Origin of the sequence: Microbacterium phoenicis (genome assembly GCF_047302325.1) — a bacterium.
GTDB lineage: Bacteria > Actinomycetota > Actinomycetes > Actinomycetales > Microbacteriaceae > Microbacterium.
In genome coordinates, this window is record NZ_CP154849.1 from 2,250,503 (window position 1) to 2,275,000 (window position 24,498).

Annotated in this window: 25 protein-coding genes and 1 tRNA gene; 7 read left to right on the forward strand and 19 right to left on the reverse strand. The window is 70.4% G+C overall.

All coding sequences use genetic code 11. From position 1 onward, the window contains the following. Window positions 1–106 precede the first annotated feature (106 nt). Both ABCU91_RS11070 and ABCU91_RS11075 read right to left on the reverse strand, forming a co-directional pair. Complete coding sequence (locus ABCU91_RS11070; RefSeq protein ID WP_413353702.1) at window positions 107–1,255, reverse strand: aminotransferase class V-fold PLP-dependent enzyme; 1,149 nt, start codon at window positions 1,253–1,255, stop codon at window positions 107–109. A gap of 71 nt (window positions 1,256–1,326) precedes the next feature. Further along, window positions 1,327–2,112 (reverse strand): isoprenyl transferase, encoded by a 786-nt coding sequence (locus ABCU91_RS11075; RefSeq protein WP_413353703.1) that lies wholly within the window; start codon window positions 2,110–2,112, stop codon window positions 1,327–1,329. Between the two features lie 119 nt (window positions 2,113–2,231). Between ABCU91_RS11075 and trhA the strand changes: the two genes are divergently transcribed. Then, window positions 2,232–2,936: a PAQR family membrane homeostasis protein TrhA gene (trhA, locus tag ABCU91_RS11080; protein WP_406924559.1), complete on the forward strand. Its 705-nt coding sequence runs from the start codon at window positions 2,232–2,234 to the stop codon at window positions 2,934–2,936. Here the strand turns inward: trhA and ABCU91_RS11085 are convergent. Next, the gene (locus ABCU91_RS11085; RefSeq protein WP_406923983.1) at window positions 2,908–3,198 is read right to left on the reverse strand and encodes a hypothetical protein; all 291 of its coding nucleotides are present in this window, start codon (window positions 3,196–3,198) and stop codon (window positions 2,908–2,910) included. The two genes, trhA and ABCU91_RS11085, sit on opposite strands and share 29 nt — an antisense overlap. 60 nt (window positions 3,199–3,258) lie before the next feature. On the opposite strand from ABCU91_RS11085, the gene ABCU91_RS11090 reads away from it, so the two are divergent. Then, on the forward strand, window positions 3,259–3,663 hold the full coding sequence (locus tag ABCU91_RS11090) for a DUF4307 domain-containing protein (RefSeq protein WP_413353704.1): 405 nt from the start codon (window positions 3,259–3,261) through the stop codon (window positions 3,661–3,663). Between the two features lie 71 nt (window positions 3,664–3,734). Beyond that, window positions 3,735–4,214: a transcription elongation factor GreA gene (greA, locus tag ABCU91_RS11095; protein ID WP_413353705.1), complete on the forward strand. Its 480-nt coding sequence runs from the start codon at window positions 3,735–3,737 to the stop codon at window positions 4,212–4,214. A gap of 19 nt (window positions 4,215–4,233) precedes the next feature. Here the strand turns inward: greA and ilvA are convergent, their stop codons facing one another. Genes ilvA through ABCU91_RS11110 form a run of 3 tightly spaced genes read right to left on the reverse strand, consistent with a single transcriptional unit; the run spans window position 4,234 to window position 7,284 of the window. Then, window positions 4,234–5,481: a threonine ammonia-lyase gene (gene ilvA, locus ABCU91_RS11100; protein WP_413353706.1), complete on the reverse strand. Its 1,248-nt coding sequence runs from the start codon at window positions 5,479–5,481 to the stop codon at window positions 4,234–4,236. Continuing rightward, window positions 5,478–6,662, reverse strand: a complete 1,185-nt coding sequence (locus ABCU91_RS11105; protein ID WP_413353707.1) for an AI-2E family transporter — start codon at window positions 6,660–6,662, stop codon at window positions 5,478–5,480. Before ABCU91_RS11105 ends, ilvA begins: the two co-directional genes overlap by 4 nt. Window positions 6,663–6,717: 55 nt before the next feature. Then, window positions 6,718–7,284, reverse strand: coding sequence for a LemA family protein (locus ABCU91_RS11110; protein WP_091354640.1), 567 nt, complete (start codon window positions 7,282–7,284; stop codon window positions 6,718–6,720). A 111-nt stretch (window positions 7,285–7,395) separates the two neighbouring features. On the opposite strand from ABCU91_RS11110, the gene ABCU91_RS11115 reads away from it, so the two are divergent. Beyond that, window positions 7,396–8,208 carry a hypothetical protein gene (locus ABCU91_RS11115; RefSeq protein ID WP_406923978.1) on the forward strand — a complete coding sequence of 271 codons (813 nt, stop codon included), beginning with the start codon at window positions 7,396–7,398 and terminating at the stop codon, window positions 8,206–8,208. A 5-nt stretch (window positions 8,209–8,213) separates the two neighbouring features. On the opposite strand, the gene ABCU91_RS11120 is transcribed toward ABCU91_RS11115, so the two are convergent. From ABCU91_RS11120 to ABCU91_RS11160, 9 genes are all read right to left on the reverse strand, one after another. Continuing rightward, a tRNA-Leu gene (locus tag ABCU91_RS11120) sits at window positions 8,214–8,286 on the reverse strand. 89 nt (window positions 8,287–8,375) lie between these two features. Further along, the gene (locus ABCU91_RS11125; protein WP_406924558.1) at window positions 8,376–9,770 is read right to left on the reverse strand and encodes an NAD(P)/FAD-dependent oxidoreductase; all 1,395 of its coding nucleotides are present in this window, start codon (window positions 9,768–9,770) and stop codon (window positions 8,376–8,378) included. Between the two features lie 32 nt (window positions 9,771–9,802). Continuing rightward, entirely contained in the window at window positions 9,803–11,083 is a 1,281-nt protein-coding gene (locus tag ABCU91_RS11130) for a S8 family serine peptidase (protein WP_406923977.1), read from the reverse strand. Further along, entirely contained in the window at window positions 11,080–11,550 is a 471-nt protein-coding gene (locus ABCU91_RS11135; protein ID WP_406924557.1) for a DUF501 domain-containing protein, read from the reverse strand. Before ABCU91_RS11135 ends, ABCU91_RS11130 begins: the two co-directional genes overlap by 4 nt. Window positions 11,551–11,637: 87 nt before the next feature. Beyond that, entirely contained in the window at window positions 11,638–12,141 is a 504-nt protein-coding gene (locus ABCU91_RS11140) for a septum formation initiator family protein (RefSeq protein ID WP_406923976.1), read from the reverse strand. Between the two features lie 42 nt (window positions 12,142–12,183). Beyond that, window positions 12,184–13,464 (reverse strand): phosphopyruvate hydratase, encoded by a 1,281-nt coding sequence (gene eno / locus ABCU91_RS11145; RefSeq protein WP_413353708.1) that lies wholly within the window; start codon window positions 13,462–13,464, stop codon window positions 12,184–12,186. Window positions 13,465–13,558: 94 nt separating this feature from the next. Next, window positions 13,559–14,239: an O-methyltransferase gene (locus ABCU91_RS11150; RefSeq protein ID WP_413353709.1), complete on the reverse strand. Its 681-nt coding sequence runs from the start codon at window positions 14,237–14,239 to the stop codon at window positions 13,559–13,561. Window positions 14,240–14,247: 8 nt separating this feature from the next. After that, window positions 14,248–15,258: a DUF1648 domain-containing protein gene (locus ABCU91_RS11155; RefSeq protein ID WP_413353710.1), complete on the reverse strand. Its 1,011-nt coding sequence runs from the start codon at window positions 15,256–15,258 to the stop codon at window positions 14,248–14,250. Next, complete coding sequence (locus ABCU91_RS11160; protein WP_413353711.1) at window positions 15,248–15,604, reverse strand: GntR family transcriptional regulator; 357 nt, start codon at window positions 15,602–15,604, stop codon at window positions 15,248–15,250. The genes ABCU91_RS11155 and ABCU91_RS11160 overlap by 11 nt, the downstream gene beginning before the upstream one ends. A 62-nt stretch (window positions 15,605–15,666) precedes the next feature. Between ABCU91_RS11160 and ABCU91_RS11165 the strand changes: the two genes are divergently transcribed. Continuing rightward, complete coding sequence (locus ABCU91_RS11165) at window positions 15,667–16,914, forward strand: APC family permease (protein ID WP_413353712.1); 1,248 nt, start codon at window positions 15,667–15,669, stop codon at window positions 16,912–16,914. Here ABCU91_RS11165 and ABCU91_RS11170 read toward each other — a convergent pair. The 4 genes from ABCU91_RS11170 to ABCU91_RS11185 form a co-directional block, all read right to left on the reverse strand. Continuing rightward, the gene (locus ABCU91_RS11170; protein ID WP_413353713.1) at window positions 16,820–17,698 is read right to left on the reverse strand and encodes an SGNH/GDSL hydrolase family protein; all 879 of its coding nucleotides are present in this window, start codon (window positions 17,696–17,698) and stop codon (window positions 16,820–16,822) included. The genes ABCU91_RS11165 and ABCU91_RS11170 overlap by 95 nt on opposite strands. A 77-nt stretch (window positions 17,699–17,775) precedes the next feature. Further along, entirely contained in the window at window positions 17,776–18,228 is a 453-nt protein-coding gene (locus ABCU91_RS11175; protein WP_413353714.1) for a YdeI/OmpD-associated family protein, read from the reverse strand. A 31-nt stretch (window positions 18,229–18,259) separates the two neighbouring features. After that, a complete protein-coding gene (hisS, locus tag ABCU91_RS11180) occupies window positions 18,260–19,516 on the reverse strand; it encodes a histidine--tRNA ligase (RefSeq protein WP_413355399.1) in 1,257 nt (418 codons plus the stop codon). A gap of 57 nt (window positions 19,517–19,573) precedes the next feature. Continuing rightward, window positions 19,574–20,224 carry a MazG family protein gene (locus ABCU91_RS11185; protein ID WP_413353715.1) on the reverse strand — a complete coding sequence of 217 codons (651 nt, stop codon included), beginning with the start codon at window positions 20,222–20,224 and terminating at the stop codon, window positions 19,574–19,576. A 64-nt stretch (window positions 20,225–20,288) separates the two neighbouring features. Between ABCU91_RS11185 and ABCU91_RS11190 the strand changes: the two genes are divergently transcribed. Together ABCU91_RS11190 and ABCU91_RS11195 are read left to right on the forward strand one after the other, a co-directional pair. Then, window positions 20,289–21,719 (forward strand): basic amino acid/polyamine antiporter, encoded by a 1,431-nt coding sequence (locus ABCU91_RS11190; protein ID WP_413353716.1) that lies wholly within the window; start codon window positions 20,289–20,291, stop codon window positions 21,717–21,719. Between the two features lie 74 nt (window positions 21,720–21,793). Further along, entirely contained in the window at window positions 21,794–24,466 is a 2,673-nt protein-coding gene (locus tag ABCU91_RS11195) for a phosphoenolpyruvate carboxylase (RefSeq protein WP_413353717.1), read from the forward strand. The last annotated feature ends 32 nt before the right edge of the window (window positions 24,467–24,498 follow it).

Consider the following 24,498-nt stretch of genomic DNA (forward strand, 5'->3'; position numbering starts at 1 on the left):
CGACTCGAACAGGCGCTTTGCCCGTTGGGATGAACCTAGGGTCGCCCGGCGACGCGGCACGGTCGCGACACGCCGCCGGATGTGTCCGACGCGTGAACTCTCCGTGTCAGCGCTCCAACGGGAACAGAGCAGAGGGATGCGTCGCGACGGGACCGACGCGGGACGCGGCCAGCGCGGCATCCAGCATCCCGAACGCATCGTCCGATGTCCCCGCGTGCGGCGAGATCCGGACGATCCCGCCCCGGACGGTCGCGGTGATCCCCGCGTTGACCAGTTCTGCAGCGATGACGCCAGTGCGTTCCGGCTCCGGAGTCAGTGCGACGATCCCCGCGTGGCGATCGCGATCGGTGAGCACCGGGATGCCGTGGCTGTCGGCGATCTCCATCACACGGCGAGCTTTCTCGGCGACGAGCGCGGCGATCGCCGACACCCCGGCATCCGTCACGTCCCGGAGCGCCGCGCTCAGTCGTCCTGCCGCCTGCGGGTCGGGGCGGGAGATCGCGTAGGCGGCGGCACCGTCACGGGGTCCTCGCACCTCGAGGTCGCCGAGCTCGACCGCGGTGCCGGCGACTCCGGCCAGAACGGGAGTGATGCGTTCGCGGGCGCGGGCCGAGAATCGGGCGAAGCCGGTACCCCGCCCCGCGCGGATCCACTTGTACCCGTGCCCTGCGACGACGTCCGCCGCCGCCCAGTCGGTGTCGACGACGCCGAAGCCCTGGATGGCGTCGACGATCAGCAGCCGATCGCCGACGACCTCGCGGAGGGCGGGCAGGTCGGCGACGTACCCGGTCCGGTAGTCCACGAGGCTGACCGCGACGGCCGTCACCTCGTCGCTGAGGGCGGCACGGACGGCGTCGGGGGTCACGCGGGTGACCGTCGGATCGAGCTCGCGGACGCTCAGCAGATCCCGGAGGTCGGCGGCGCGACGCGCCGCGACCGGGATCGTCGGGTACTCGTTCGGTGAGAGGAGAACGGTTCCCGAGAGCCCGAACAGGGCGTGGAACATCGCGTCGGTCGTCGAGGGTGCGAGGGCGACCTCGTCGGCATCCGCTCCCAGCATCGACGCCACGAGCGAGCGAGCCTCGTCGACATGCGAGGCGACGAGGTCGATGCCGGACGGCCGTCCCGACGCCGAGAGTTCGTCGTCGGCACGGGCCTCTTCACGGACCGCCACGGACAGCGGGCCGAACGAGGCCCAGTTGAAGTAGCCCGTCTCGACCTCGAAGCCGGCCAGGTAGGACTGCAGATCACTCACCGAGCGATTTTCCCACGGATGCCGCTGGTCGCCGCCACCGCAGCGCCCCGGTCGATCAACGCCCTGGAGAGTCAGCTCCCGAAGCGCCGGTCCCGGTCGCCGAAGTCGCGGATCGCGCGGAGGAAGTCCACCTCGCGGAGATCGGGACCGAGAGCCTCCACGAAGTAGAACTCGCTGTGCGCCGACTGCCACAGCAGGAAATCACTCAGACGCTGCTCTCCCGACGTGCGGATCACGAGATCCGGATCGGGCTGGCCGCCGGTGTACAGGTGCTCGCCGATCTGCTCGGGCGTGAGGCTCTCGGCGAGTTCGGTGAGCGACCCGCCCTTCTCGTTGTGCTTCGCGATGATGCTCCGGACGGCATCGACGATCTCGCCTCTGCCGCCGTAGCCGACCGCGAGGTTGACGTGCAGTCCCGTGTTCTCGCGTGTCCGCTCCTCGGCGGTGCGAAGGCCCGCGGCGAGGTCGGGCGGCAGGATCTCGGCGCGGCCCACGTGCTTCACCCGCCAGCCGGGCTCCTGCGAGAGGGTCTCGGCGAGGTCGGCGATGATCTCGATGAGATCGGTGAGCTCCTGCGAATCGCGCTTGACGAGGTTGTCGGTGGAGAGCAGATACAGCGATACGACCTGGATGCCGAGTTCGTCGCACCACCGCAGGAACTCGTGCATCTTCGCGGCGCCGGCGCGGTGACCGTGCGAGACCGTCGTGAAACCGAGTTGCCTCGCCCACCGGCGGTTGCCGTCGATCATCATCGCCACGTGGTGCGGGACCGTTCCCGCCTCGATCTCCCGCCGCAGCCTCGAGCTGTACAGGCGGTAGAGGAGTCCGCGGCCTTGGGTCGAGGATGCGCGGGTCACAGGGATACGCTACTCCGACCGCGCCGCCAGGACGGGATGGCCGCGTATTCAGCGCTCGGTATGACGCCGCGCGTAGGCTCACCCGTGTGACCCGACACCTTTCCGACGACGGGGCCGAGATGCCTCAGCTGCCCCTCCTCGAAGCGGCGGCGGTCGACGACCAGGTTGAGATCCGACCGACCTGGCGCGGGTGGATCCATGCCGGGACCTTCCCCGTCGCGATCGCCGCCGGCATCGTGCTGATCACCCTGGCGCAGGGTGCTCCCGCCAAGTGGGCGGCTGCTGTGTTCATGGCGACGTCGCTGCTGCTGTTCGGCAACTCCGCGCTGTATCACCGCTTCGATTGGGGGCCGCGGACCAAGATCGTCCTCAAGCGCATCGATCACGCGAACATCCTGCTGCTGATCGCCGGCACCTACACACCGATCGCCACGCTCGCCCTGTCGCCCCCGCAGGGCACGCTGCTGCTCATCCTGGTCTGGTCGGGCGCCCTGCTCGGCATCCTCTTCCGAGTCTTCTGGATCGGCGCTCCTCGGTGGCTCTACGTCGCCCTGTACCTGCTCCTCGGGTGGGCCGCCGTCATGTACCTCGGCGACCTCCTCCGGGCGAGCGTCGCGATGATGGTGCTGGTGATCGTCGGTGGTCTGCTGTACACGGGCGGAGCGATCGTCTACGCCCTCAAGCGCCCCAACCCGTGGCCGGGGCACTTCGGCTTCCACGAGATCTTCCACGTCTGCACGGTCCTGGCATTCCTCTGCCACTGGGCCGCGTGTCTGCTGATCTCGCTCGAGCCGCTCAGCCCTTCGCTGGGCCTTCCGGCCTGACCTCGCCCGACCCGCTCTCGTCGTCGCCGTCGGCAGCGTCGCGCTCCTTCGCGGCGGCCTCCTCGGCGTCGAGCATCTCGTTGACGTCCGACCGGTACTGCGCGCGTCGGATGCGACGGAGCATGTCGATCGCGAGGAGCACGATCACGACCGCGACGAGGGCGATCGCGATGAACCCCGCGACGCCGGGCGTCACCGCCTCGGCCGGCGGCCCGGTGGGCGTGGGCGACGGGGTGGCGGCGAGCCATCGCAGATCCGGCATGTGACCTCATTCCTCAGCCAGAGCGAATAGCCTGGGATCCCAGCCTAGAACGGATGCCGCATGACCCCGACCGACCTCGACCGCAAGCTCGCGGAGCGGTACGGACGCGCCCGGTCGTCGGCCTCCCGACGCGTGACCTGGGTGATCGTCGGTGTCGTCGCGGTCGCCGCCACCGGGCTGCTGGGGTGGTCGACCGTCTCGAACGCGATCAACTCGGTGGACGCCGATGCGACCGGGTTCTCCGTCGTGGACGAGCACTCCGTCGAAGTCCGGTTCCAGGTGTCGATCCGACCCGAGACAGCGGTCGCGTGCGCTCTCGAGGCGCAGGATCCCGATCACGGGATCGTCGGCTTCAAGGTCGTGGAGCTCGCTCCGTCGACCGATCACACCCGCACCCTCACCGAGCGCATCCCGACCACCGCCGAGGCGACGACGGGTTTTGTCCGCTCCTGCTGGATCCTCTAAGCTGAGGGTTCTCGCGCCCCGGTGACTTGCCGGGGCGTTTGGCTTACCCATCGACCGCACCGGGAGATCACGTGTCCGAGACGTTCCTGACCCAGGAGGCCTACGACCGCCTCGCCGCCGAGCTCGAGGAGCTCTCGACGACGGGCCGCGAGGAGATCGCCAAGCGCATCGAGGCCGCCCGCGAAGAGGGCGACCTCAAGGAGAACGGCGGCTACCACGCGGCCAAGGACGAGCAGGGCAAGCAGGAGGCGCGCATCCGCACCCTCCAGCAGCTGCTGAAGGACGCGAAGGTCGGCGTCGCACCGGAGTCCGACGGCACGGTCCTGTCGGGCACGGTCGTCACGGCGATCGTCGCCGGCGGCGAAGAGGTCTTCCTCCTCGGCAACCGCGAGATCGGCGCCAACAGCGAATTGGACGTCTACAGCGAGGCATCCCCCCTCGGCGAGGCCATCATGGGCCTGCGCGAGGGTGAGAAGACGAGCTACACCGCGCCGAACGGCAAGGAGATCTCGGTCGAGATCGTCAAGGTCGAGACCTACTCGGGTCAGTGACGCGCCGGCGCCGGCACGCTCAGTTCGGGACGACCGTCGGAGCGTAGCCGGCGTCCTGCAGGATCGCCAGGACCTGCGCCCGGTGCTCCTCGCCTCGCGTTTCGACGCTCAGCTGCAGGATCACCTCACTGATCTGCAGTCCCTGACCGTGTCGTGTGTGCAGGACCTCGATGACGTTCGCGCCGACGACGGACAGGAGCTCCGACACACGAGCCAGCTGCCCCGGACGGTCGGGCAGGGGCACCTGGATGGTCATATAGCGACCGGATGCCGCGAGTCCGTGCGCGACGACGCGCTGCAGCAGCAGCGGATCGATGTTCCCCCCGGAGAGGATCGCGGCCGTAGGACCGGACGCGCGGATCTTGCCGGTGAGGATCGCGGCGACGCCGACCGCACCGGCGGGCTCGACGACCTGCTTCGCGCGTTCGATGAGGACGAGGATCGCACGCGCGATGTCGTCGTCGCTCACCGTCACGACCTCGTCCACGAGGTCGCGGATGATGTCGAACGGGATCGTCCCGGGTCGTTTGACGGCGATGCCGTCCGCGATCGTCGGCGAGACGTGCTCCGCGTCGAGAGGCCGTCCTGCGACCAGGGAGCCGGGGTAGCCCGCGGAGTTCTCGGCCTGCACGCCGATCACGTGGATCGTGCGGCCCTCCGCCGCGGCGCGGGCCTTGACTGCCGCGGCCACGCCTGCAGCGAGGCCTCCCCCGCCGATTCCCACGACGACCGTCTCGAGCCCCGGGATCTCGTCCATCAGCTCGAGACCGAGCGTGCCCTGACCGATGATGATGTCGTGGTTGTCATACGGCGGGATGAAGACCGCCCCCGTACGCTCGGCGAACTCCTGGGCGAGGCGCAGCGGGGTCTCGACGGTCGCCCCCTCGAGGATCACGTCTGCGCCGTACCCGCGTGTGGCGAGGAGCTTCGGGACGGGAACACCGAGCGGCATGAAGATCGTCGCCGGAATACCGAGCGTCTGTGCACCGAGGGCGACGCCCTGCGCGTGGTTACCCGCCGATGCCGCCACGACGCCACGCGAGCGCTCTTCGTCCGTCAGCCGTGAGAGGCGGTACGTCGCTCCCCGGATCTTGAACGATCCCGTACGCTGCAGGTTCTCGAGCTTCAGGTGGACCGGCGCGCCGAGAACGCCGGACAGGAATTCGGAATCCTCGACGGGCGTCCGCGACACGACGCCCGCGAGCTCCGCGGCGGCCGTCTCGAACTCGGCCAGGGTCGGGGCGATGATCTTCGTCTGTTCGCTCACGTGGTCGTCCTTCTTGCTCGCGGCACGGTGCTCCAGATGAGGTCGTCCGGCCCGGGATCCACCGGACGTTCCCACCCGCGTCGGGACAGATACAGCCAGACGACGTTCACGAACGCCGCGAGGGGGACGGCGAAGACGGCGCCCGCGATACCCGCGATCATGGCGCCGCCCGCGACGGCGAGGACGACGGCGAGCGGGTGCACCTTCACCGCGGCGCCCATGAGGAGGGGCTGGAGGATGTGTCCCTCGACTTGCTGGACGCCGAGGACGATCACGAGCATCCAGAGGGCGATCCAGGGGCCGTTGTAAACGAGCGCGAGGAAGACGGCGAGAGCACCCGTCAGGACGGCTCCCACGAAGGGGACGAAGGCGCCGAGGAAGACCAGGACGCCGATGGGTGCCGCCAGCGGAACGCCGAGGAGCGCCGCACCGACCCCGATCCCGATGGCGTCGATCGTGGCGACGAGCAACTGCGTTCGCGCGTAGGTGATGACCGTCCGCCATCCGGCCCGCCCGGCACCGTCCACGGCGGCACGGGCGCGGAACGGGAACAGGCGCACCACCCAGCGCCAGATGCCCGCGCCGTCGGCGAGGACGCAGATGAGGATGAAGAGCGTCAGCAGGATGCCGGTGGCGACGTGTCCGAGAGTCGACCCGATCGCGAGCGCCCCCGACCACAGCAGCTGCGCCTGTTCCTGGAGCATGCCGAAGCCCTGGCGGACGGCGTCGTCGATCTGACCGCCCGTCAAGTGCAGCGGGCCCTCGATGAGGAAGTCCCGGAATTGGCCGATGCCGGCGACGGTGCGGTCCCGAACGGATGCCGCATCGCGGGTGATCTGCCAGATCGCCACCCAGAGGAGTCCCGCGATGACGGAGACGGTGAGAAGCAGGGTGATGATGAGCGACAGCCAGCGCGGCAGGCGTCGCAGCAGGAGGGAGAAGAGCGGCCAGACGAGAGCCGTCACGAGGATGGCGGCCAGCAACGGGATGATCAGGAGCCGGAGCTGGATGACGATCCATACGACAACGGCGATCGCCGCCGCCAGGACGAGGAACCGCCAGGCGTACGCGGTCGCGATCTTCAGACCGCGCGGAACGGTGCCCGACACGTCCGTGGACACCGTCCGAGCACGCAGGGATTCGAAGAACCCGCCTCGGGGCTTGTCGTCGGTACCGCTCACTGGCCCATCCTAGGACTCGGCGCCTCGAGGGGACGCCCGCCCCGCTCGGCGGACGTCAGAACTGGATCCGTGGCGGTTCGGCGATCGCCGCGCCGTCCACGACCTCGAAGAACTCGCGTTCCCCGAAGCCGAGTCGCCGGGCGAAGAGGTTGTTGGGGAACACTTTGATCTTCGTGTTCAGCTCCCGCACGCCGCCGTTGTAGAAGCGTCGCGAGGCCTGGATCTTGTCCTCGGTGTCGACGACGGCCTGCTGCAGCTGCAGGAAGTTCTGGCTCGCCTGGAGCTGGGGATAGGCCTCGGCCACGGCGAACAGCGACTTCAGCGCCTGCTGCATGTGCCCTTCGGCAACCCCCGCATCAGCGGGCGTCGTCGCGGTGAGCGTCTCCGCGCGTGCATGCGTGACGTTCTCGAAGACCGCCTTCTCATGAGCCGCGTAGCCCTTCACCGTCTCGATGAGGTTCGGCAGGAGGTCGGCGCGACGCTTGAGCTGGACGGTGATGTCGCTCCACGCCTCATCCACGCGCACCGCGAGGGCGACGAGGGAGTTGTAAGTGGCCCAGAGGTAGACGCCGACGATGACGAGGAGGGCGAGGACCACGAGGACCGGGATGAGGTATTCCATGAATCTCCGATCGATAGCCTCCTCATCCTAACGACGCGGGTGGCGCCTGTGCGGATGGAGGATGCCTCTTCTCAGATGTTCCACACGGGGCGGCACTTGTAGGGTCGCAGTGTGACGGGTCTGCGCACGCATCGCTCTCTTCGGCTCGCTCTGGTCGCCGTCGCGGTGGCGATCGCGGCATCCGTCCTCATCCAGCTCGCGCACGACGGCTGGGTCCCCCTGCCGTCCCTCAGCGACTACTACTACTCCCCCGCCGGCGGCGTCTTCATCGGTGGGCTGACGGCCGCCTCGGTCGCCTTGCTCGCGCTGTCGGGCCGCGACGCGGAGTCCATCATGCTCGACGTCGCCGCCGTGTTCGCGCCTCTCATCGCGATCATCCCGACCGGCTATCGGGGTCGGCAGTTCATACCGGACGATGTACTCCCGTCGGTCCGCAACGGCGTCGGCGTCTACCTCGTGATGGTCGCCGCCCTTCTCGTGCTCGCCGTGGTCCTCGCGGCGCGGGGCGAGGTGGCCTGGCGGCGGGTCGCGATCGTCGGGGGTATCGCGGGCGCGGTGTCCACGGCGCTCGCGGTGCTCACCTTCGTGCCGGGGGTGTCGCAGTCGTTCCCGTTCGCGGGAGGCGTGAACCTCCACCTCATCGCAACGGTGTGCTTCTTCGCGATGTTCGCAGCGATCCCGCTGACCACCGCGTTCGGATCTGCGGAACGGACGGAGAGGCGCTACCGCCTGATCTACCTCGTCGTCGCTCTCGTCATCGTGGTCGCCGTGGCAGTGACCTTCGTCGCTGCGATCGTCCGTCCCGAAGACGGTGGCGTGCTCATCGGCGAGACCGTCGCCTTGACGGCGTTCGCCGTGTTCTGGACGACGCAGACGATCGAACGTTGGCGGGATGCCGATCCGCCCAGCATCCTCGCCGGATGAGACCGTACCCCCACTGGGACTCGAACCCAGACTGAAGCGATTTTAAGTCGCCTGCCTCTGCCATTGGGCTATGGGGGCCCGCGGCCAGGGTATCCCGACCCAGCGGTCACGCAGAGCGACCCCCGCTCCGGCGGGTGCCGTCGCGGGGGTCGCTCGATGCGGTGAGGTCAGCCCGCGGCGACCTTGCCGGTTTTCTCCGCGGCGACCGTCTTCGGGTCGATCGCGGGGTTCTCCGGAGCGGCCGGGCGCGGGCGCGCGGCGAACTCCTCGAAGACCTGACGGGGGTTCTGGAGGGTCTCGGTCGAGACGTTGTCGCGGCCGAGCCAGAAGTTCTGCCACCAGTCGCCGACGACCCGGAACTTGCGCTCGAAGGTCGGCATCGCGAGGCCGTGGTAGCCGCGGTGCGCGACCCAGGCGACGAAGCCCTTGAGGGCGATCTTGCCGGACTGGAAGACACCGTTGTAGAGACCGAGGCCTGCGACGGCTCCGAGGTTCTTGTGGAAGTACTCCTTGGGCTCCTCACCGCGGAGCACCGCCACGACGTTCTTCGCGAGCAGCTTGCCCTGACGCACGGCGTGCTGGGCGTTGGGCACGCAGAACCCGCCCACGCCGCCGCCCGAGAGGTCGGGAACGGCGGCGACGTCACCGGCGGTCCAGGCGCCCTCGACGAACTCCTCGGGGGTTCCGACGCGGAGGTCGGCACGGGCGCGCAGGCGACCGCGCTCCTCGACGGGGAGGTCGCCGCCGCGGACGACGGTCGGGTTCGCCATGACACCGGCGGTCCAGATGATGAGGTCGGTCGGGATGACCTGACCGGTCGACAGCTCGACGTTGCCGTCGACGGCGCCCTTCACCTGCGTGTCGAGGTGCACGTTCGCGCCGCGCTTGGCCAGGTCCTTGAGCACCCACTCGCTGGTCTTCAGCGACACCTCGGGCATGATGCGACCCATGGCCTCGATGAGGTGGAAGTGGGTCTCCTCGAACGTAATGTTCGGGTAGTCCTTCAGCAGCGCGCTGGCGAAAGCACGGGTCTCGGCGAAGACCTCGATTCCCGCGAAGCCGCCGCCCACGACGACGACCGTCAGCAGGCGATCGCGCTCGGGTCCCGGCGGGAGGCTGGCGGCGCGGTCGAAGTTGGTGAGGATGCGGTCGCGGATGGCGACGGCCTCTTCGATCGTCTTGAGCCCGATCGCGTTCTCGGCGATGCCCGGGATCGGGAAGGTCCGCGAGACGGCACCTGCGGTGACGACGATCTGGTCGTACTGCTCCTGCCACGGCTCGCCGAGCTCGGGCGTGATGGTGGCGGTCTTGTTCGCGTGGTCGATTCCGGTGACCTTGGCGATCACGACACGGGTGCGCTTCAGGTGACGACGGAGGCCTACCACGACGTGGCGGGGCTCGATCTCACCGGCCGCGACCTCGGGGAGGAAGGGCTGGTACGTCATGTACGGAAGCGGGTCGACGATGGTGACCTCGGCCTCGCCCTTGCGGAGGTGCTTCTCGAGCTTCCACGCCGTGTAGAAACCGGCGTAGCCGCCTCCGACGACCAGGATCTTGGGCACAGTGGTAGTCACAGTCGGAAGAACTCCTTGATTCAACGGCTCGGCGGTCGCGGGGTGCGCGCCGATCGGATGCGCCGGGCAGCAGCGGTGACCCCGAGCACGACCAGTATAGTCCCCAGGCTGAGCGCGATCAGCGGCACCGTACCGTAGCGCAGTGATTCGTTGCTGGGGAGAAACGGTGAGACCTCCGCACGGGGAGGCTCGGCCTCGGGCAGCGGCGCGACGCTGAAGGGTGTCGGGGTGGGACTGGGCGCCGGCGTCGACTCGGCGCGGCGGTACAGTCGGATCCATTCGCGGAGGTCGCCCATCGGGTTGGCGGACACCGCCGACACCGGTGCCGAGACCGCCTCGGCCGCGTTGATCAATCCGTACCCGTACAGCGCGTTCGGCACCTTCTTCTCGCGGTCGGACGGCGTCGCCGTGCGGACGATGCGGTTGATCACATTGGCCGCGTCGAGGTCGGGGTGGGCGGATCGCACGAGCGCGGCGACACCCGCGACGATGGGCGCGGCGCCGCTAGTGCCGTCCCAGATGACGAGGTCGCCGTTCGGGGAGACGCCCAGCAGCTCCTCGCTCGGGGCGGACACCCCGATCGTGATGCCCTGGGTCGACGCCGTGCTGCTGGCGCGACCCTCCTTGTCCACGCCGCCCACGGTGAGGACTCCGGGGATCGTGGCGGGAGCACCCACCTCCTCCGTTCCGCTCTGGCGGTTGCCGGCAGCGACGACCACGACGACATCGTGATCGGCGGCGTACAGGAACGCGTCGTCCCACGACCGGTCCCAGTCGAGCGTGTTCGTCGTGAAGGAGAGGTTGATGACGTCGGCGCCGTGGTCGACCGCCCACCGGATCGCCTCGGCGACCTGATCGACGAACGGGACGCTCGCATCTGCGCCGAACCCGATCGACAGGGAGAGGAGGTCGGCCTCGGGCGCGACCCCGATCATGCCCTTGTCGTCCCCGGTTCCGCGGGCGGCGGCCAGGGACGCGACCCAGCTGCCGTGGTTGCGGTCCTCCTCGCCCACGGGGGTGCGACCGTCCGCCTTGCCGACGCCCGAGAAGTCCGCGCCGCCGACGACGGCTCCGTCCAGTTCCTTCGGGCCGCTCGCGATGCCGGTGTCGATGACCGCGATGGTCGTCCCAGCGCCCTTGGTCGTCTTCCAGGCGTCGGAGATCCCATACTCCGTGAGCCAGTACTCCATGTTGCGGACAGGATCGACGGCAGTCGTGGGAGTGGGCGCCGGTGCAGCGGCCGTGAGCGCGGCCGTCACGGCCACGAGCACAGTGGCCAGGACGGCGCGGACTGCCCTCATCCGGTCGTCCTCGGTGTCGCGCACGTGCAGCGCTCGGGCGACCACGATCCCCGGGCGAGAGCGATGTCGCCGATGGGATTCACCCCGGGACCCGCCACGAGAGCGTGCGCGGCGAGGGCGTGCAGGCACTTCACGCGGGTCGGCATCCCACCGGCGGACACTCCTGCGATCTCCGGAACCGTGCCGTGGACCTCGCGGTCGGCGAGGTACGCGGTGTGCGCAGCGGAGTACGCAGCGGCGAGATCCTCGTCCTCAGCCAGCTCGTCGTTCATCTCGCGCATGACCTGGGTGGCTTCCAGCGCCGACATGGCTGCGGTGGCACCCGGGTGGGTCAGGTAGTAGAACGTCGGGAACGGGGTGCCGTCGGGTAGCCGCGGCTCGGTGGCCACGACCGTCGGATTGCCGCAGGCGCACCGGGCCGCGATCCCGATCACTCCGCGCATGGGCCGACCGAGCTGCTCACGCATGGTCTCGTGGTCAGCAGCGGACGCGGGCGAGAGTGTCGGATGGGGCACCGCTCAAGGGTACCCGGCGACGCGCGTCGGGGCTGGGTGTCAGCCCGGCGCGACGGTCTTGGCGAGGCCTGCTTCGGTGACGGACCGGAGGAACTGCGTCATCCAGTCGCGCTGCGTCTCCTGAACGCTTCCGCTGACCGGGCGCTGCTCGGGTTCGATGACGTCGGCGGGCCGGTCGTCGGCGACGAGGTAGACCACCTCGCCCGGACGCCGGTAGTACAGACGCTCGCGCGCCTGGGCGACGATGTAGGACTCGTCCCGCCAGCGCTCGCGCTCGGCGGTCAGCTCGGCGATCTCGTCCTGCGTCGCCTTCACGTCGTGCTGCAGCGCCGCGATCTGCTGACGCTGATCGACGTACGTCCCGATCGTCGGGACGAGGACCAGGGAGGCCAGGACCACGAGGCCGAGCATGATGCCCATGAACCCCGACATCCGGATGCCGCCGACCCAGTCGCGGACGTTTACGAGGCGCTCCGGCGCCCCATCACCCCGGCCGCGTCGGGACCGGGAGACGCGGGAAGGGGGAGCCGATGGTCTGTCCATTGCTCCCCCTTCTCGTGGATGTCGGTGCGGTGCGCTCGCGGGTCAGGCGGTGAAGCGCGGGAACGCGGCGGCGCCGATGAACTCCGCTGCCTCGCCCAGGTCTTCCTCGATGCGCAGAAGCTGATTGTACTTCGCGACGCGCTCGCTCCGAGCGGGCGCGCCCGACTTGATCTGACCCGAGTTCACCGCGACGGCGAGGTCGGCGATGGTGGTGTCCTCGGTCTCGCCGGAGCGGTGCGAGAGCATCGTGGTGTACCCCGCGCGGTGCGCGACGTCGATGGCGTCGAGCGTCTCGCTCAGCGTGCCGATCTGGTTCACCTTGACGAGGAGCGAGTTCGCGGCCCCGCGCTTGATGCCGTCGGCGAGACGCTGCGGGTTGGTGACGAACAGGTCGTCGCCGACCAGCTGCACCTTGCTGCCGAGGCGCTCGGTCAGAGCGGTCCAGTTCTCCCAGTCGTCCTCGGCCAGCGCGTCCTCGATCGTGACGATCGGGAACGAGTCGACGAGGTCGGCGTAGTAGTCGACGAGCTGCTCGGCGGACCAGTCTTTGTTCTCGAGGCGGTAGACGCCGTCGGAGAAGAACTCGGTGGCGGCGACGTCGAGGCCGAGGGCGATCTCGCGCCCGGGGGTGAAGCCGGCCTTCTCGATCGCCTTGACGAGGAAGTCGAGGCCCTCGCGGTTGCTGGGGAGGTCGGGGGCGAAGCCGCCCTCGTCGCCCAGGCCCGTGGCGTAGCCGGCGGCCTGCAGTTCCTTCTTGAGGACCTGGTAGACCTCCGCGCCCCAGCGCAGCGACTCGGAGAAGGTCTCGGCGCCGATGGGCGCGAGGAAGAACTCCTGCATGTCGATGCCGTTGTCCGCGTGCTCGCCGCCGTTGATGACGTTGAACAGCGGCACGGGCAGGACGCGCGCGTTGGGTCCGCCGAGGTAGCGGTACAGCGGCAGGTCGGCGCTGTCGGCGGCGGCCTTGGCGACGGCGAGCGAGACACCGAGGATGGCGTTCGCGCCGGTGCGCGACTTGTTCTCGGTGCCGTCGGTCGCGATGAGGACCTCGTCGATGATGCGCTGCTCGCTGGCGTCGATGCCTTCGATGGCGGGGCCGAGCTCGTCGATGACGGCGTTCACGGCCTTCAGGACGCCCTTGCCGCCGTAGCGGCTCTTGTCGCCGTCGCGGAGTTCGTACGCCTCGAAGGCGCCGGTGGACGCGCCGGAGGGGACGGCTGCGCGCTGGACGATGCCGTCGTCGAGCAGAACCTCCACCTCGACGGTCGGGTTGCCGCGCGAGTCCAGGATCTCGCGTGCGCCTACTGCCTCGATCAATGCCACGGGGGTTTCTCCTTGCTTGTGGAGGATGGAACGGGAGCGTCGTCGGTCCGCCATCGAGTCTAGTGAGACGAGGGATGCCGCACAGGACCGGACGTCACACGAGGAGCGCGATCGCGAGGCCGTCCCAGCCTTTGCGGTCGAGGGTCTGGAGTGCCGTCGCCTCGAACCGCGGATCATCGCGGAGCATCTCGAGCCCGGCGCGGACGCCGTCGACCTGGGACCCGGCATCCGTCTCCACGACATGCCCGGATCGCACGACGTTGTCGACGACGACCACGGCGCCGGAGCGCCCGAGCCTCGCCGCCCAGTCGAGGTAGAGGACGTTGGACTCCTTGTCGGCGTCGATGAAGACGAGGTCGAACGGCTCGGATCCCGCCAAGGACGGGAGGACGTCCGCGGCGCGCCCCTCCCGCACGTCGACGCGGCCCGCGACGCCGGCGCGCTCGAGGTTTCGGCGGGCGACGGCGGCGTTGCGGGGCTCCGCCTCGATCGTCACGACGCGTCCGCCCTCGGGGAGGGCGCGGGCGAGCCAGATCGTCGAGTAGGCGCCGAGCGTGCCGATCTCGAGGACGCGCCGGGCACCCGCGAGTCGCGCCAGCAGGTGCAGGAGTTTGCCCGACAGCGGCGCCACCTCGATCTCCGGCATCCCCTCCGCCGCGAGTGACGCGATCGACGCGATGAGCGCGCCGTCCTGGGCGACGAGCGTCTCGGTCAGGTAGGCGTCGACGCCGTTCCAGCGGTCGGGTACGGGATCGAGGGGCGAAGGATGGACCATGCCGCCACTCAATCGGTCCGGCGCTCGGGCGTCAACGCCGCGTAGGCGGTGAGGAGCCCGGCAGCGGTGGCCGCGTCGTCGACGGTGACGGTCAGCGTGCGTCCGTCGCGCCGGCGGACGAGCACGCCTTCGCCAGTGCGGAGGACGACCCCCTGACGTCCGCCGGACGCCCAGCGGATGCCCCAGCCGCCGAACTCGCCCATGGGTGAGACCTCGACGACCTCGGCCGAGACGATGTCGGCGCTCGGGACGTGGACCCGGGGCCACCCCGCCGCCGAGACGGCGGTCAGTCCCTCCGGGTCGACGCGCACGTGGAAGCGGAGCGTCGTGGCGACGACCACGAACAGGACGACGACCACGATTCCCGCGATGACCGCCGAGACGAGGTCTCCGAGGAAGAGCACGGGCAGGACCGCGAGGCATCCGATCCCGAAGGCGATCCACAGGACGACGGCGCCGGCCCGTGCGAGCGTGACGCCCTGCAGCCAGACGACCCGCTCCCCCGCCCGGACCGGCACGTCGATCGCCGCGCCCGCCGGCGTCGGTCGCCACGGCACGTGGGGCTGGATCGCCCACCCGATGAGGCCTGCGGCGACAGCGGCGAGGAGCACGGTCGGGATGAGGAGGACCGGGAGCGTCACGGCGGGGTCCGTCCGATCGATCTGGATGCCGAGGGTCGCCGTGCCGAGCGCGCCGACCAGGACGGCGACGCCCAGGGCGACCGCACCCAGCAGTCGATAGGCCGTGCCGTGGTCACCGCGGCGGAGTCCTCCGACGCTGGCGGCGAAGAGGGCGACCGGCATCCCGATTCCGATGAGCACCGTGGCGAGGGGAACGGTCCACGCGGGAGCGAACCCGTCCGGCGCGCCGCTCCACCCCCAGTGCGTCGCGACCGTCGAGGGGACGCGTGCCACCAGCAGCAGTTGAGCCGCGGCCGCGGCGACGGTCACGACAGCCGGCACGACGAGGGCGATCAGAGTGAACCGGCGGCGGGCGATGTTCAGGGTGTCAGCGGTCACGAGCAGCCTCCTTGACGAGGGCGGACAGGGTGTCGGGCGAGACGTTCAGGGACCGCGCCTTGTCGACCAGCGCGACGATCTCGGCCTGGAGGCCGGCGAGCGCCGCACCGGCGGGGGTGACGACCGCCCCGCGACCGCGGCGGAGGTCGACGAGACCCTCGTCGCGGAGGTCCTGGTAGGCGTGGAGCACGGTGTGGAGGTTCACCTGCAGCGCCTCGGCCACCTCCCGAGCGGAGGGCAGACGCTCGCCGACGGTGAGGTGGCCCCCGGTGATGTCGGCGCGGAGCGCGTCCGCGATCTGCGCGAACAACGGCACCGTGCTTTGCGGGTCGACGCGGATGAGCATGCAGTAATTATAGCGCAACTATAACTATCCTCACGTTTCCCCGGGTCGGGTACGCTCGCGCCGTGTCCTCCCCCGGCCTGTCCCGTCGCCTCGGGCTCGGCGATGCCGTCGTCATCGGTCTCGGAGCGATGATCGGTGCCGGGGTGTTCGCCGCGTTCGCCCCGGCGGCCCAGGCGGCAGGCAGCGGGCTCCTCATCGGGCTCGGGATCGCGGCGGTCGTCGCCTTCGGAAACGCGACATCGACAGCGCAGCTCGCCGCCGTGCACCCCACCTCGGGAGGGGTCTACGCGTACGGTCGCGCGGAGCTCGGTCCGTGGTGGGGGTTCCTCGCGGGCTGGGGCTTCGTCATCGGCAAGACCGCGAGCTGCGCGGCGATGGCCCTCACCTTCGCCGCCTACGTCGCGCCGCCCGGATGGGAACGCCCTCTCGCGGCGCTCGCCGCCGTCACTCTCGGCGCCGTGAATCTGCTTGGGATCACGCGCACCGCCCAGGTGGCGCGCACCCTCGTGACGGTCGTCCTCGTGATCCTCGCGCTCGTCACCGTGGCGGGGTTCTCCGCGCCGCCGTCCGCTCTCGGGTGGAGCGCCGGCCCCCTCGCAGCGGGGCCTCTCGGGATCCTCCAGGCGGGCGGCATCCTCTTCTTCGCCTTCGCAGGCTATGCCCGCATCGCGACCCTCGGCGAGGAGGTCCGGGACCCCGAGCGCACCATCCCGCGCGCGATCGTCCTCGCCTTCTCGGGGGCACTGCTGGTCTACGCCCTCATCGGCGTCGTCGCACTGGGCGTCCTGGGGCCCGACGCACTCGCGGCGTCCTCCGCGCCACTGGTCGACGTCGTTCGTGCCGCAGGGTGGGATGCCGCTGACCCGGCCGTGCGGATCGGTGCGGCGGCGGCATCCCTCGGTGCCCTCCTGGCCCTGATCGCCGGAGTCGGGCGCACCTCGTTCGCGATGGCTCGGGAGGGCGACCTCCCGCGGATCCTGGCGACGGTGGATGCGCGGTGGCGGGTGCCGCGGAATGCGGAGATCACCGTCATTGCGGTGGTCGTCGTCATCGTCGCCCTCGGGGACGTCCGCGGAGCGATCGGGTTCTCGTCCTTCGGGGTCCTGCTCTACTACCTCGTCGCCAACATCGCGGCCTTCCGCCAGACGGGCGACGCCCGCCGCTATCCGCGCATCCTGCAGATCGTCGGGGCGGCCGGGTGCGTCGCGCTCGTCGTCACGCTGCCGTGGCCGGCTGTTCCCGCCGGGGTCGGGGTGCTCCTGGCGGGACTGGGGTATCGGATGCTGCGGCTTCGGCGTCAGCGCGCCTGAACGCATCCCTCACCACGGGGAGGAGCGCCTCCGCCGTCCGGCGGTACCCGAGCGCACTGGGGTGGAATCGATCGAGGCTGAACATGCCGTCGGGATCGATGCGGAAGAACGGTCCCACGGCCCGGCGCAGCGACACGATGTCCGCGCCCGCGGAACGCGCGTGATCGGACTGCGCCTCGGCGAGCTGCTGCGAGGCACGCGAGCCGATGCTCCGCAGAGGCTGAGGGACGGCACGGAGCGCCCCGAGGTCCGGGCACGTCCCCACGACGACGGCGGTGCCCATCTCTCGCAGCCGCCGGACGGCGTCCGCGAGGTGGGCGGTCGCCACGGGGACCGGAACGCGGTGCGTGACGTCGTTGCCCCCGACGATGATCACCGCGACGTCGGCGCGGTAGTCCTTCGGCAGCGCGGCGAGCTGACCCGCCAGATCGGACGACTCGGCCCCGACCACCGCCCCCGTCATGAGCCGCACCGGCCGGTCGAGCTCCCCCGCGAGCGCCTTCGCGAGCCGGCCGCCGAGGGTCTCCTTGCGGTGCTGGGCGCCGAGTCCCGCGGCGATCGAATCCCCCAGCATCAGCAGGTCGACGGGCTCGCCGCCGAGCCCGGACCGCCAGATGCGGTCGGCCACGGGCGGAGTCTCACCGAGGGGCTTGCCGATCCGTCGCCGCGCGAGCGCTGCTTGGCGCGAGAGCCCCACGCGTATGCCGACGGCCAGCGCTCCGGCCACGGCGCCGCCCGAGGCGAGCAGGGTGAGTCCGAGGGGGGTCCGCGTCGTACGTGCCACGCGGACAGCACACACCCGAAGGGTGAACAGCACCCGACGCACCGGTATCGGGCGGGAGACGCTTCGCGGAGGAGCGCTCAGGCGCTCCCGGGCGAGCGCAGTGAATCGACGGCCGAGGCGATCCGTTTCTCGCGGGTCTCCGCCTTCTTGGCCTCGAGGACGGAGCGCACCATCTCCTTGCGCCTCGACGGCGCGAGGGCCTCGAAGGCGGCGCGAACCTGCGGCTCGGCATCCAGGGCGCGTCCCAGGTCTTCCGGGACCTCGATGGCGCGCTCCTCGCTGTCGAGATCGATCTGCGCGTCGACCTCGTCACCGATCTCGACGCCGAGCTCGGCGCGCGCGGCCTTCGACAGGCCGATGAGGTTGCGTCCGCCCATGACGCCCAGACGTACGCGCGCAGTGCGCCCGTCGATCGTGACGACGACTGCGGCGCGCTTGCCGCCGCCGAGGTCCTCGACCTGCTCGTCGGTCAGCTCGATCGCGGTGGCGGGCCCGTTCTTCGGCAGCACCGTGCGGACGTGAAGAGTCATGGCCGCACGCTAGCAGCGAGACCCTGCCGTGTCAGCCGAGGGGACGCGTCTCGAGCGAGGACGATTCCGCGCCGGCCGACACGGTCGCGAACGATGTGTACCCATCCGCTGCGGAGCGCTCCAGCAGACCCTTGAGGTTCTTCGTGCGCTGCTCGAGGCGCACACGGGCACCCTGCGAGACGAGGAACGCCTTGTGGGTCGCCAGTTCCGCGAGCGGGACGTCGCGGTCGGCGATGAGGACGATGGCAGCGGATGCCGCATCCTCCGCCGCTCCCACGAGGTCGACGATCCGCTCGAAGCCGATCGAGAACCCGACGGCGGGGACGTCCTGCCCGAGGAACCGGCCGATCATGCCGTCGTAGCGACCGCCGCCGCCGAGCGAGTACGACACCGACGGGTGGGCGAGCTCGTAGATCGTGCCGGTGTAGTAGCCCATGCCGCGCACGAGGAAGGGGTCGAAGCGCAGCGGCACGTCGGTCTCGCCGCGAGCCGCGGCGACCGCCTCGCCGATCCCGACCAGGTGGGCCACGACGTCGTCGGGAACCCCGGCGGGCAGCGCCTTGCGGATCTGCGCCTCGCCGAACGGCAGGTACTCGCGGGTCTGCGGGCGGGTCAGGAACGCCTCCAGTGCGGCGACGGCGGCCTCGTCGGCTCCCCGGTCGCGGAGTTCGGCGACGACGCCTGCGGGACCGACCTTGTCGAGCTTGTCGATCGTGATGAGGACGCCCGCGCGGTCGGCGTCGGCGAAGCCGAAGACCGCGAGCATCGCGTCAAGCGCGCGACGGTCGTTGATCCGGATCGTGCCGCCCTCGAGGCCGAGCGCGTCGAGGACGTCGAGACTCGCGGTCAGGAGCTCCACCTCCGCTCGCGGCGTCGCGTCGCCGATGATGTCGATGTCGCACTGCACGAACTGGCGGTATCGGCCCTTCTGGGGGCGCTCCGCACGCCACACCGGCGCGATCTGGATCGCGCGGAACACCGACGGGAGCTGAGCCCGGTTGGTCGCGTAGAACCGCGCGAGCGGCACCGTCAGGTCGTAGCGCAGACCGAGGTCGGACAGTGCCGCCGGGTCGTCCGCGGCATCCCGGATCGCGTCGGCGTCGAGACCGCGACGGAGGACGTTGAAGGCGAGCTTCTCGTTGTCGCCGCCGATCCCCGAGTGCAGCCGCTCGTAGTCCTCGACGACGGGCGTCTCGATCTCGTCGAAGCCGTGGGCGCGGTAGCGGTCACGGATGACGGCGAGTACGCGCTCGCGGCGGGCCTTGTCGGCGGGGAGGAAGTCGCGCATACCGCGCGGCGGGTTCACGGAGGGCACGGCCCCATTCTTCCAGACCGCGCCGTGCGCTCAGGAGGACTCGGCCGCGCGCACCTCGTCGGCGAGCGCGCGCAGTCGCTGCCGCAGGGCGCGCTCGGCGTCCCATCCCTCCGAACGGGCACGGGCGACGAGGGCGAGGAGCGCGTCGCCGAGCTCGGACTCGTCCGCGGGGTCCGCCGGTGCCGGCGACCCCGTCACCCCCACCTGCGACGCCTTACCGAGCATCTTCTGCGCGAGCGCGAGGGAGGGCATGTGCGTCGACACCCCGTCGAGCACGCTCGTGCGCGTCCGCTTCTCAGCCGCCTTCGCCGCGTTCCAGTGGACGAGGACCTGCTCGGGCGTCGTGGCGACCGCGTCGCCGAACACGTGCGGATGCCGGCGGACCATCTTCTCGGCGAGCGCATCGGCGACGTCGTCGATGTCGAAGGGGTCCTGATCGTCCCGCGACGCGATCTCGGCGTGGAAGAGCACCTGCCAGAGGAGGTCGCCGAGTTCCTCCTTCAGGTCTGCGCGCGTGCCGGTCTCGACGGCGTCGACGAGCTCCGCCGCCTCCTCCTGCAGGTACGGCACGAGGTCGTCGTGATCGATCCGCTGCGTCCAAACGCACCGGTCGCGGACGGCGTGCATCGTCTCGGCGGCGCGACGGAGAGCGTCGCTCGACGAGGGAAGGGGCTGCGACATGACCGCAACGATACGAGGGATGCCGGGCCGCGGCATCCGGGGACGGCCGACGTACCCTGGTTCGATGACTTCCCCCGTCTCGACGGCGGCGCCCGCGGCCGGCGGGACCCGCGTCTCGATGTTCACGCTCTCGACCTTCGTCGTCGGATCGATGATCGGCGCCGGCGTGTTCTCGCTGCCCTCGACCTTCGCCGAATCGACCGGTGTCGCCGGTGCCCTCATCTCGTGGGCGATCGCCGGGGGCGGGATGCTGATGCTCGCCCTCGTCTTCCACCGGCTCGCCCTCCGCCGCCCCGATCTCGATGCGGGGATCTTCAGCTACGCGAAAGCGGGCTTCGGCAACTACCTCGGCTTCTTCGCGGCGTTCGGCTACTGGGCGAGTGCGTGCGTCGGGAACGTCTTCTACTGGGTGTTCATCACCTCCACCCTCGGCGGCGTCTTCCCCGCCCTGGGTGAGGGCAACACGCTTCTCGCGGTGGTGGTCTCGTCGGTGGGGATCTGGCTGTTCTTCCTGCTCATCCGCCGCGGTGTGCGGCAGGCGGCCGCGCTCAACCGCGTCGTGACGGTCGCGAAGGTCCTGCCGATCGTCGTCTTCGTCGTGCTCTGCCTGACGGTGTTCGATCCCGCCGTCTTCGCGGCGAACTGGGGCGGCGGCGACATGACCGGCCTCGGCGAGCAGATCCGCGCGACGATGCTCGTGACGGTCTTCGTCTTCATCGGCATCGAAGGGGCGAGCGTCAACTCCCGTCACGCCCGCCGTCGTAGCGACGTGGGTAGGGCGACCGTGCTCGGGTTCTTGAGCGTGCTCGCGGTCTTCGCCTCCGTCACGATCGTGTCCTACGGCATCCTTCCCCGCGGGCAGCTGGCGGCACTTCGTCAGCCGTCGATGGGCGGCGTGCTCGAGCAGGCCGTCGGCGGCTGGGGCGCCGTGTTCGTCGCGGTGGCACTCATCGTCGCCGTCCTCGGCGCCTACCTCGCCTGGACGCTCATGGCCGCCGAGGTCCTCCTGTCGGCTGCGCAGGCCGGCGACCTCCCCGCGTTCCTGCGCCGCACCAACAAGAACGACACGCCCATCGGCGCGCTGACCCTCTCGACGGTGCTCGCGCAAGTCATGCTCGTCGTGGTCCTGTTCGCGCAGAACGCCTTCGATGCCGCCCTCGAGCTCACGAGCGCGCTGGTCCTCATCCCGTTCTTCCTCTCGGCGGCCTACGGGCTGAAGCTCGCGATCCAGGACGGCGCGTCCCGCCGCACCGGCGAACTGATCATCTCCGCCGCAGCGACCATCTACACGGCGTACCTGCTCTGGGCCGCGGGGCTCACCTACCTGCTGCTGTGCCTGCTGATCATCGTGCCGGGCACGATCCTCTACATGATCGGCCGACGCGAGCAGAGGGCCCGAGTCTTCACGCCCGTCGAGTGGGGGCTCTTCGTCCTCGCCGCGGCCGGCGCGGCGGTCGCCGTCGTGCTGATCGCAACCGGCGCCATCTCGATCTGACGGAGCCCGCGCCTCCGCGGTCGCACCGCGTCATCGTGTCAGGAAGCCCCGAGAACCCCCGCTAGCGTGAGACGGTGCACGAACTCACGAACACCGAAGCGATCGACCTCGTCGGACGGTACGAGGCGGAGCAGAACATCCCGGAACAGATGCGCGCCGACGTGCGCGTTCTCGGCTCGCTCCTGGGCCGAGTACTCCGCGAGAGCGGTTCCCCGGGCCTGTTCGAGGACGTCGAGCGCCTCCGGATCGCAACGATCCAGGCCTACACCGACGACAACCCCGAGGCGTTCGCCCGTGCGGCCGCGATCGCCGAGTCCTACACGCTCGCACGCGCCGAGGAGGTCGCCCGGGCGTTCACGTGCTACTTCCACCTGGTGAACCTCGCCGAGGAGCACCAGCGTGTGCGCATCCTCCGCGAGCGCGGCGGCCGCGGGAACGAGAAGAACGCGAGCGACTCGATCACCGCGGCCTACCGGAGCCTGGCATCCGAGATCGGTGAGGACGCCGCCCGCGAACGCCTGCAGGGTCTGCGCTTCCACCCGGTCTTCACGGCGCACCCGACCGAGGCGCGACGCCGCGCGGTGTCCTCCAGCATCCGACGCCTCGCCGAGCTGCTCGCCGACCGCGACGCCACCGACACCGACAGCGCCGATCGCCGCCGTGCGGAGCGACGCATGCTCGAAGAGGTCGACACCCTGTGGCGGACCGCGCCGCTGCGCGCCGAGAAGCCCTCGCCGACCGACGAGGTCCGCTCGGTCATGGGCGTCTTCGACGAGACCCTTTACACCGCCATCCCGCACGTGTACCGCCGCGTCGACGACGCTCTGCAGGGTGAGGATGCCGGTGCCCGTCCCCCGCTCGTGAAGCCTTTCGTGCGCATCGGCTCCTGGGTCGGCGGCGACCGCGACGGCAACCCGTTCGTGACGGCGAAGACGACCCGCAAAGCCGCCGGCATCGCGAGCGAGCACGTCCTCCTCGGCCTCGAGCGGACCGCGGGCCGTGTGGGCCGGACGCTGACCCTGGACGCCACGACCACCCCGCCGACGTCCGCCGCGCTCGCCCTCTGGCAGAAGCTGAAGGATGCCGACGAGGACGCCGCCGCCGAGATCGCCAAGCGCTCGCCGAACGAGCCGTACCGCCGCATCCTGCTGCTGCTCGCACGCAAGATCGCCGCGACCCGCACCCGCAACGCGGACCTCGCCTACAGCGACCCCGAGCACCTGCTGGCGGATCTGCGCATCGTGCAGGACGCGCTCGTGCAGGCCGGCGCGCCACGCCAGGCGTACGGCCACCTGCAGCAGCTCATCTGGCAGGTCGAGACCTTCGGGTTCCACCTCGCCGAGCTCGAGGTGCGTCAGCACTCCGCCGTGCACGCGAAGGTGCTCGCCGAGCTCGAGGAAGGCGGTTCGACGCGCTCCGAGCTCGCCGACGAAGTCCTCGAGGTGTTCCGCACGATCGGGTTCCTGCAGGAGCGCTACGGACCCCGCGCCGCGGGCCGGTACATCGTGTCCTTCACCCGGTCGGCCGAGGATCTCGCCGCCGTGCACACGCTCGCGCGTCACGCCGTCGGCCCCGACGGCACTCCCCCGGTGCTCGACGTCATCCCGCTGTTCGAGACGTTCGCGGACCTACAGGCGGCCCCTGGCATCCTCGCCGAGATCGTCGAGCACCCGCAGTTCGCGTCGCGCCTCGCCTCGACCGGCCGGCGGCTCGAGGTCATGCTGGGGTACTCCGACTCGTCGAAAGACGTGGGGCCCGTTGCCGCGAACCTCGCACTCTACGAGGCCCAGGCCGAGATCTCGGCATGGGCCGTCGAACAGGGCATCGAACTGACGCTGTTCCACGGCCGCGGCGGTGCGCTCGGGCGCGGCGGCGGTCCCGCGAACTCCGCGATCCTCGCGCAGCCGCCGCACTCCGTCGACGGCCGATTCAAGCTGACCGAGCAGGGCGAGGTCATCTTCGCCCGCTACGGCGACCGCTCGATCGCGATGCGACACATCGATCAGGTGGCGGGCGCCATGCTGCTCGCCTCGGCACCCTCGATCGAGGAGCGGAACCGGTCGGCGGCCGAGCGGTACGCCGGCATCGCCCGCGTCATGGATGCGGCATCCCGGGAGCGGTTCTTCGCCCTCGTCAAGGCGCCCGGGTTCGCTCCGTGGTTCGCTCAGGTCACCCCGATGGAGGAGATCGGACTGCTCGCACTCGGGTCCCGCCCCGCGCGTCGCGGACTGTCGGTCGAGTCCCTCGAGGATCTCCGCGCCATCCCGTGGGTGTTCGCGTGGACGCAGGCGCGCATCAACCTGGCCGGCTGGTTCGGCCTCGGCACGGCTCTCGACGCGGTGGGCGACGAGAATGCGCTCCGCGAGGCCTACGAGCAGTGGCCGCTGTTCCGCACCCTCATCGACAACGTCGCCATGAGCCTGGCGAAGACCGACGACCGCATCGCCCGGCATTATCTCGAGCTCGGCGACCGTGACGATCTCGCGTCCCTCGTCCGCGACGAGATGGCGCTCACCCGGGCCTGGGTCGTGAAACTCACCGGCGGGACCGAGCTGCTCTCCAACCGTCCGGTCCTCGGCCGCGCGGTGAAGATGCGGAGCCCGTACGTCGACGCCCTCTCGCTCCTGCAGCTGCGTGCTCTTCGCGGACTCCGGGACTCGACCGGCGGCGAGGTCGACCCCGAGCTGCAGCGCCTGCTGCTGCTGTCGGTGTCGGGCGTCGCGGCCGGCCTGCAGAACACCGGCTGAGACCCCGAGCCGACGAACGCCCCGCCCCGACA

Excerpts from the sequence above, each read along its gene's own strand:
- ABCU91_RS11150 (WP_413353709.1), bottom strand. The coding sequence starts at position 14,239 with ATGGTCCATCCTTCGCCCCTCGATCCCGTACCCGACCGCTGGAACGGC.
- ABCU91_RS11140 (WP_406923976.1), bottom strand. The coding sequence starts at position 12,141 with ATGGACAGACCATCGGCTCCCCCTTCCCGCGTCTCCCGGTCCCGACGC.
- ABCU91_RS11185 (WP_413353715.1), bottom strand. The coding sequence starts at position 20,224 with ATGTCGCAGCCCCTTCCCTCGTCGAGCGACGCTCTCCGTCGCGCCGCC.
- hisS (WP_413355399.1), bottom strand. The coding sequence starts at position 19,516 with ATGCGCGACTTCCTCCCCGCCGACAAGGCCCGCCGCGAGCGCGTACTC.
- ABCU91_RS11135 (WP_406924557.1), bottom strand. The coding sequence starts at position 11,550 with ATGCGTGAGCAGCTCGGTCGGCCCATGCGCGGAGTGATCGGGATCGCG.
- ABCU91_RS11130 (WP_406923977.1), bottom strand. The coding sequence starts at position 11,083 with ATGAGGGCAGTCCGCGCCGTCCTGGCCACTGTGCTCGTGGCCGTGACG.
- ABCU91_RS11175 (WP_413353714.1), bottom strand. The coding sequence starts at position 18,228 with ATGACTCTTCACGTCCGCACGGTGCTGCCGAAGAACGGGCCCGCCACC.
- ABCU91_RS11110 (WP_091354640.1), bottom strand. The coding sequence starts at position 7,284 with ATGGAATACCTCATCCCGGTCCTCGTGGTCCTCGCCCTCCTCGTCATC.
- ABCU91_RS11190 (WP_413353716.1), top strand. The coding sequence starts at position 20,289 with ATGACTTCCCCCGTCTCGACGGCGGCGCCCGCGGCCGGCGGGACCCGC.
- ABCU91_RS11085 (WP_406923983.1), bottom strand. The coding sequence starts at position 3,198 with ATGCCGGATCTGCGATGGCTCGCCGCCACCCCGTCGCCCACGCCCACC.
- ABCU91_RS11090 (WP_413353704.1), top strand. The coding sequence starts at position 3,259 with ATGACCCCGACCGACCTCGACCGCAAGCTCGCGGAGCGGTACGGACGC.
- ABCU91_RS11160 (WP_413353711.1), bottom strand. The coding sequence starts at position 15,604 with ATGCTCATCCGCGTCGACCCGCAAAGCACGGTGCCGTTGTTCGCGCAG.
- trhA (WP_406924559.1), top strand. The coding sequence starts at position 2,232 with ATGCCTCAGCTGCCCCTCCTCGAAGCGGCGGCGGTCGACGACCAGGTT.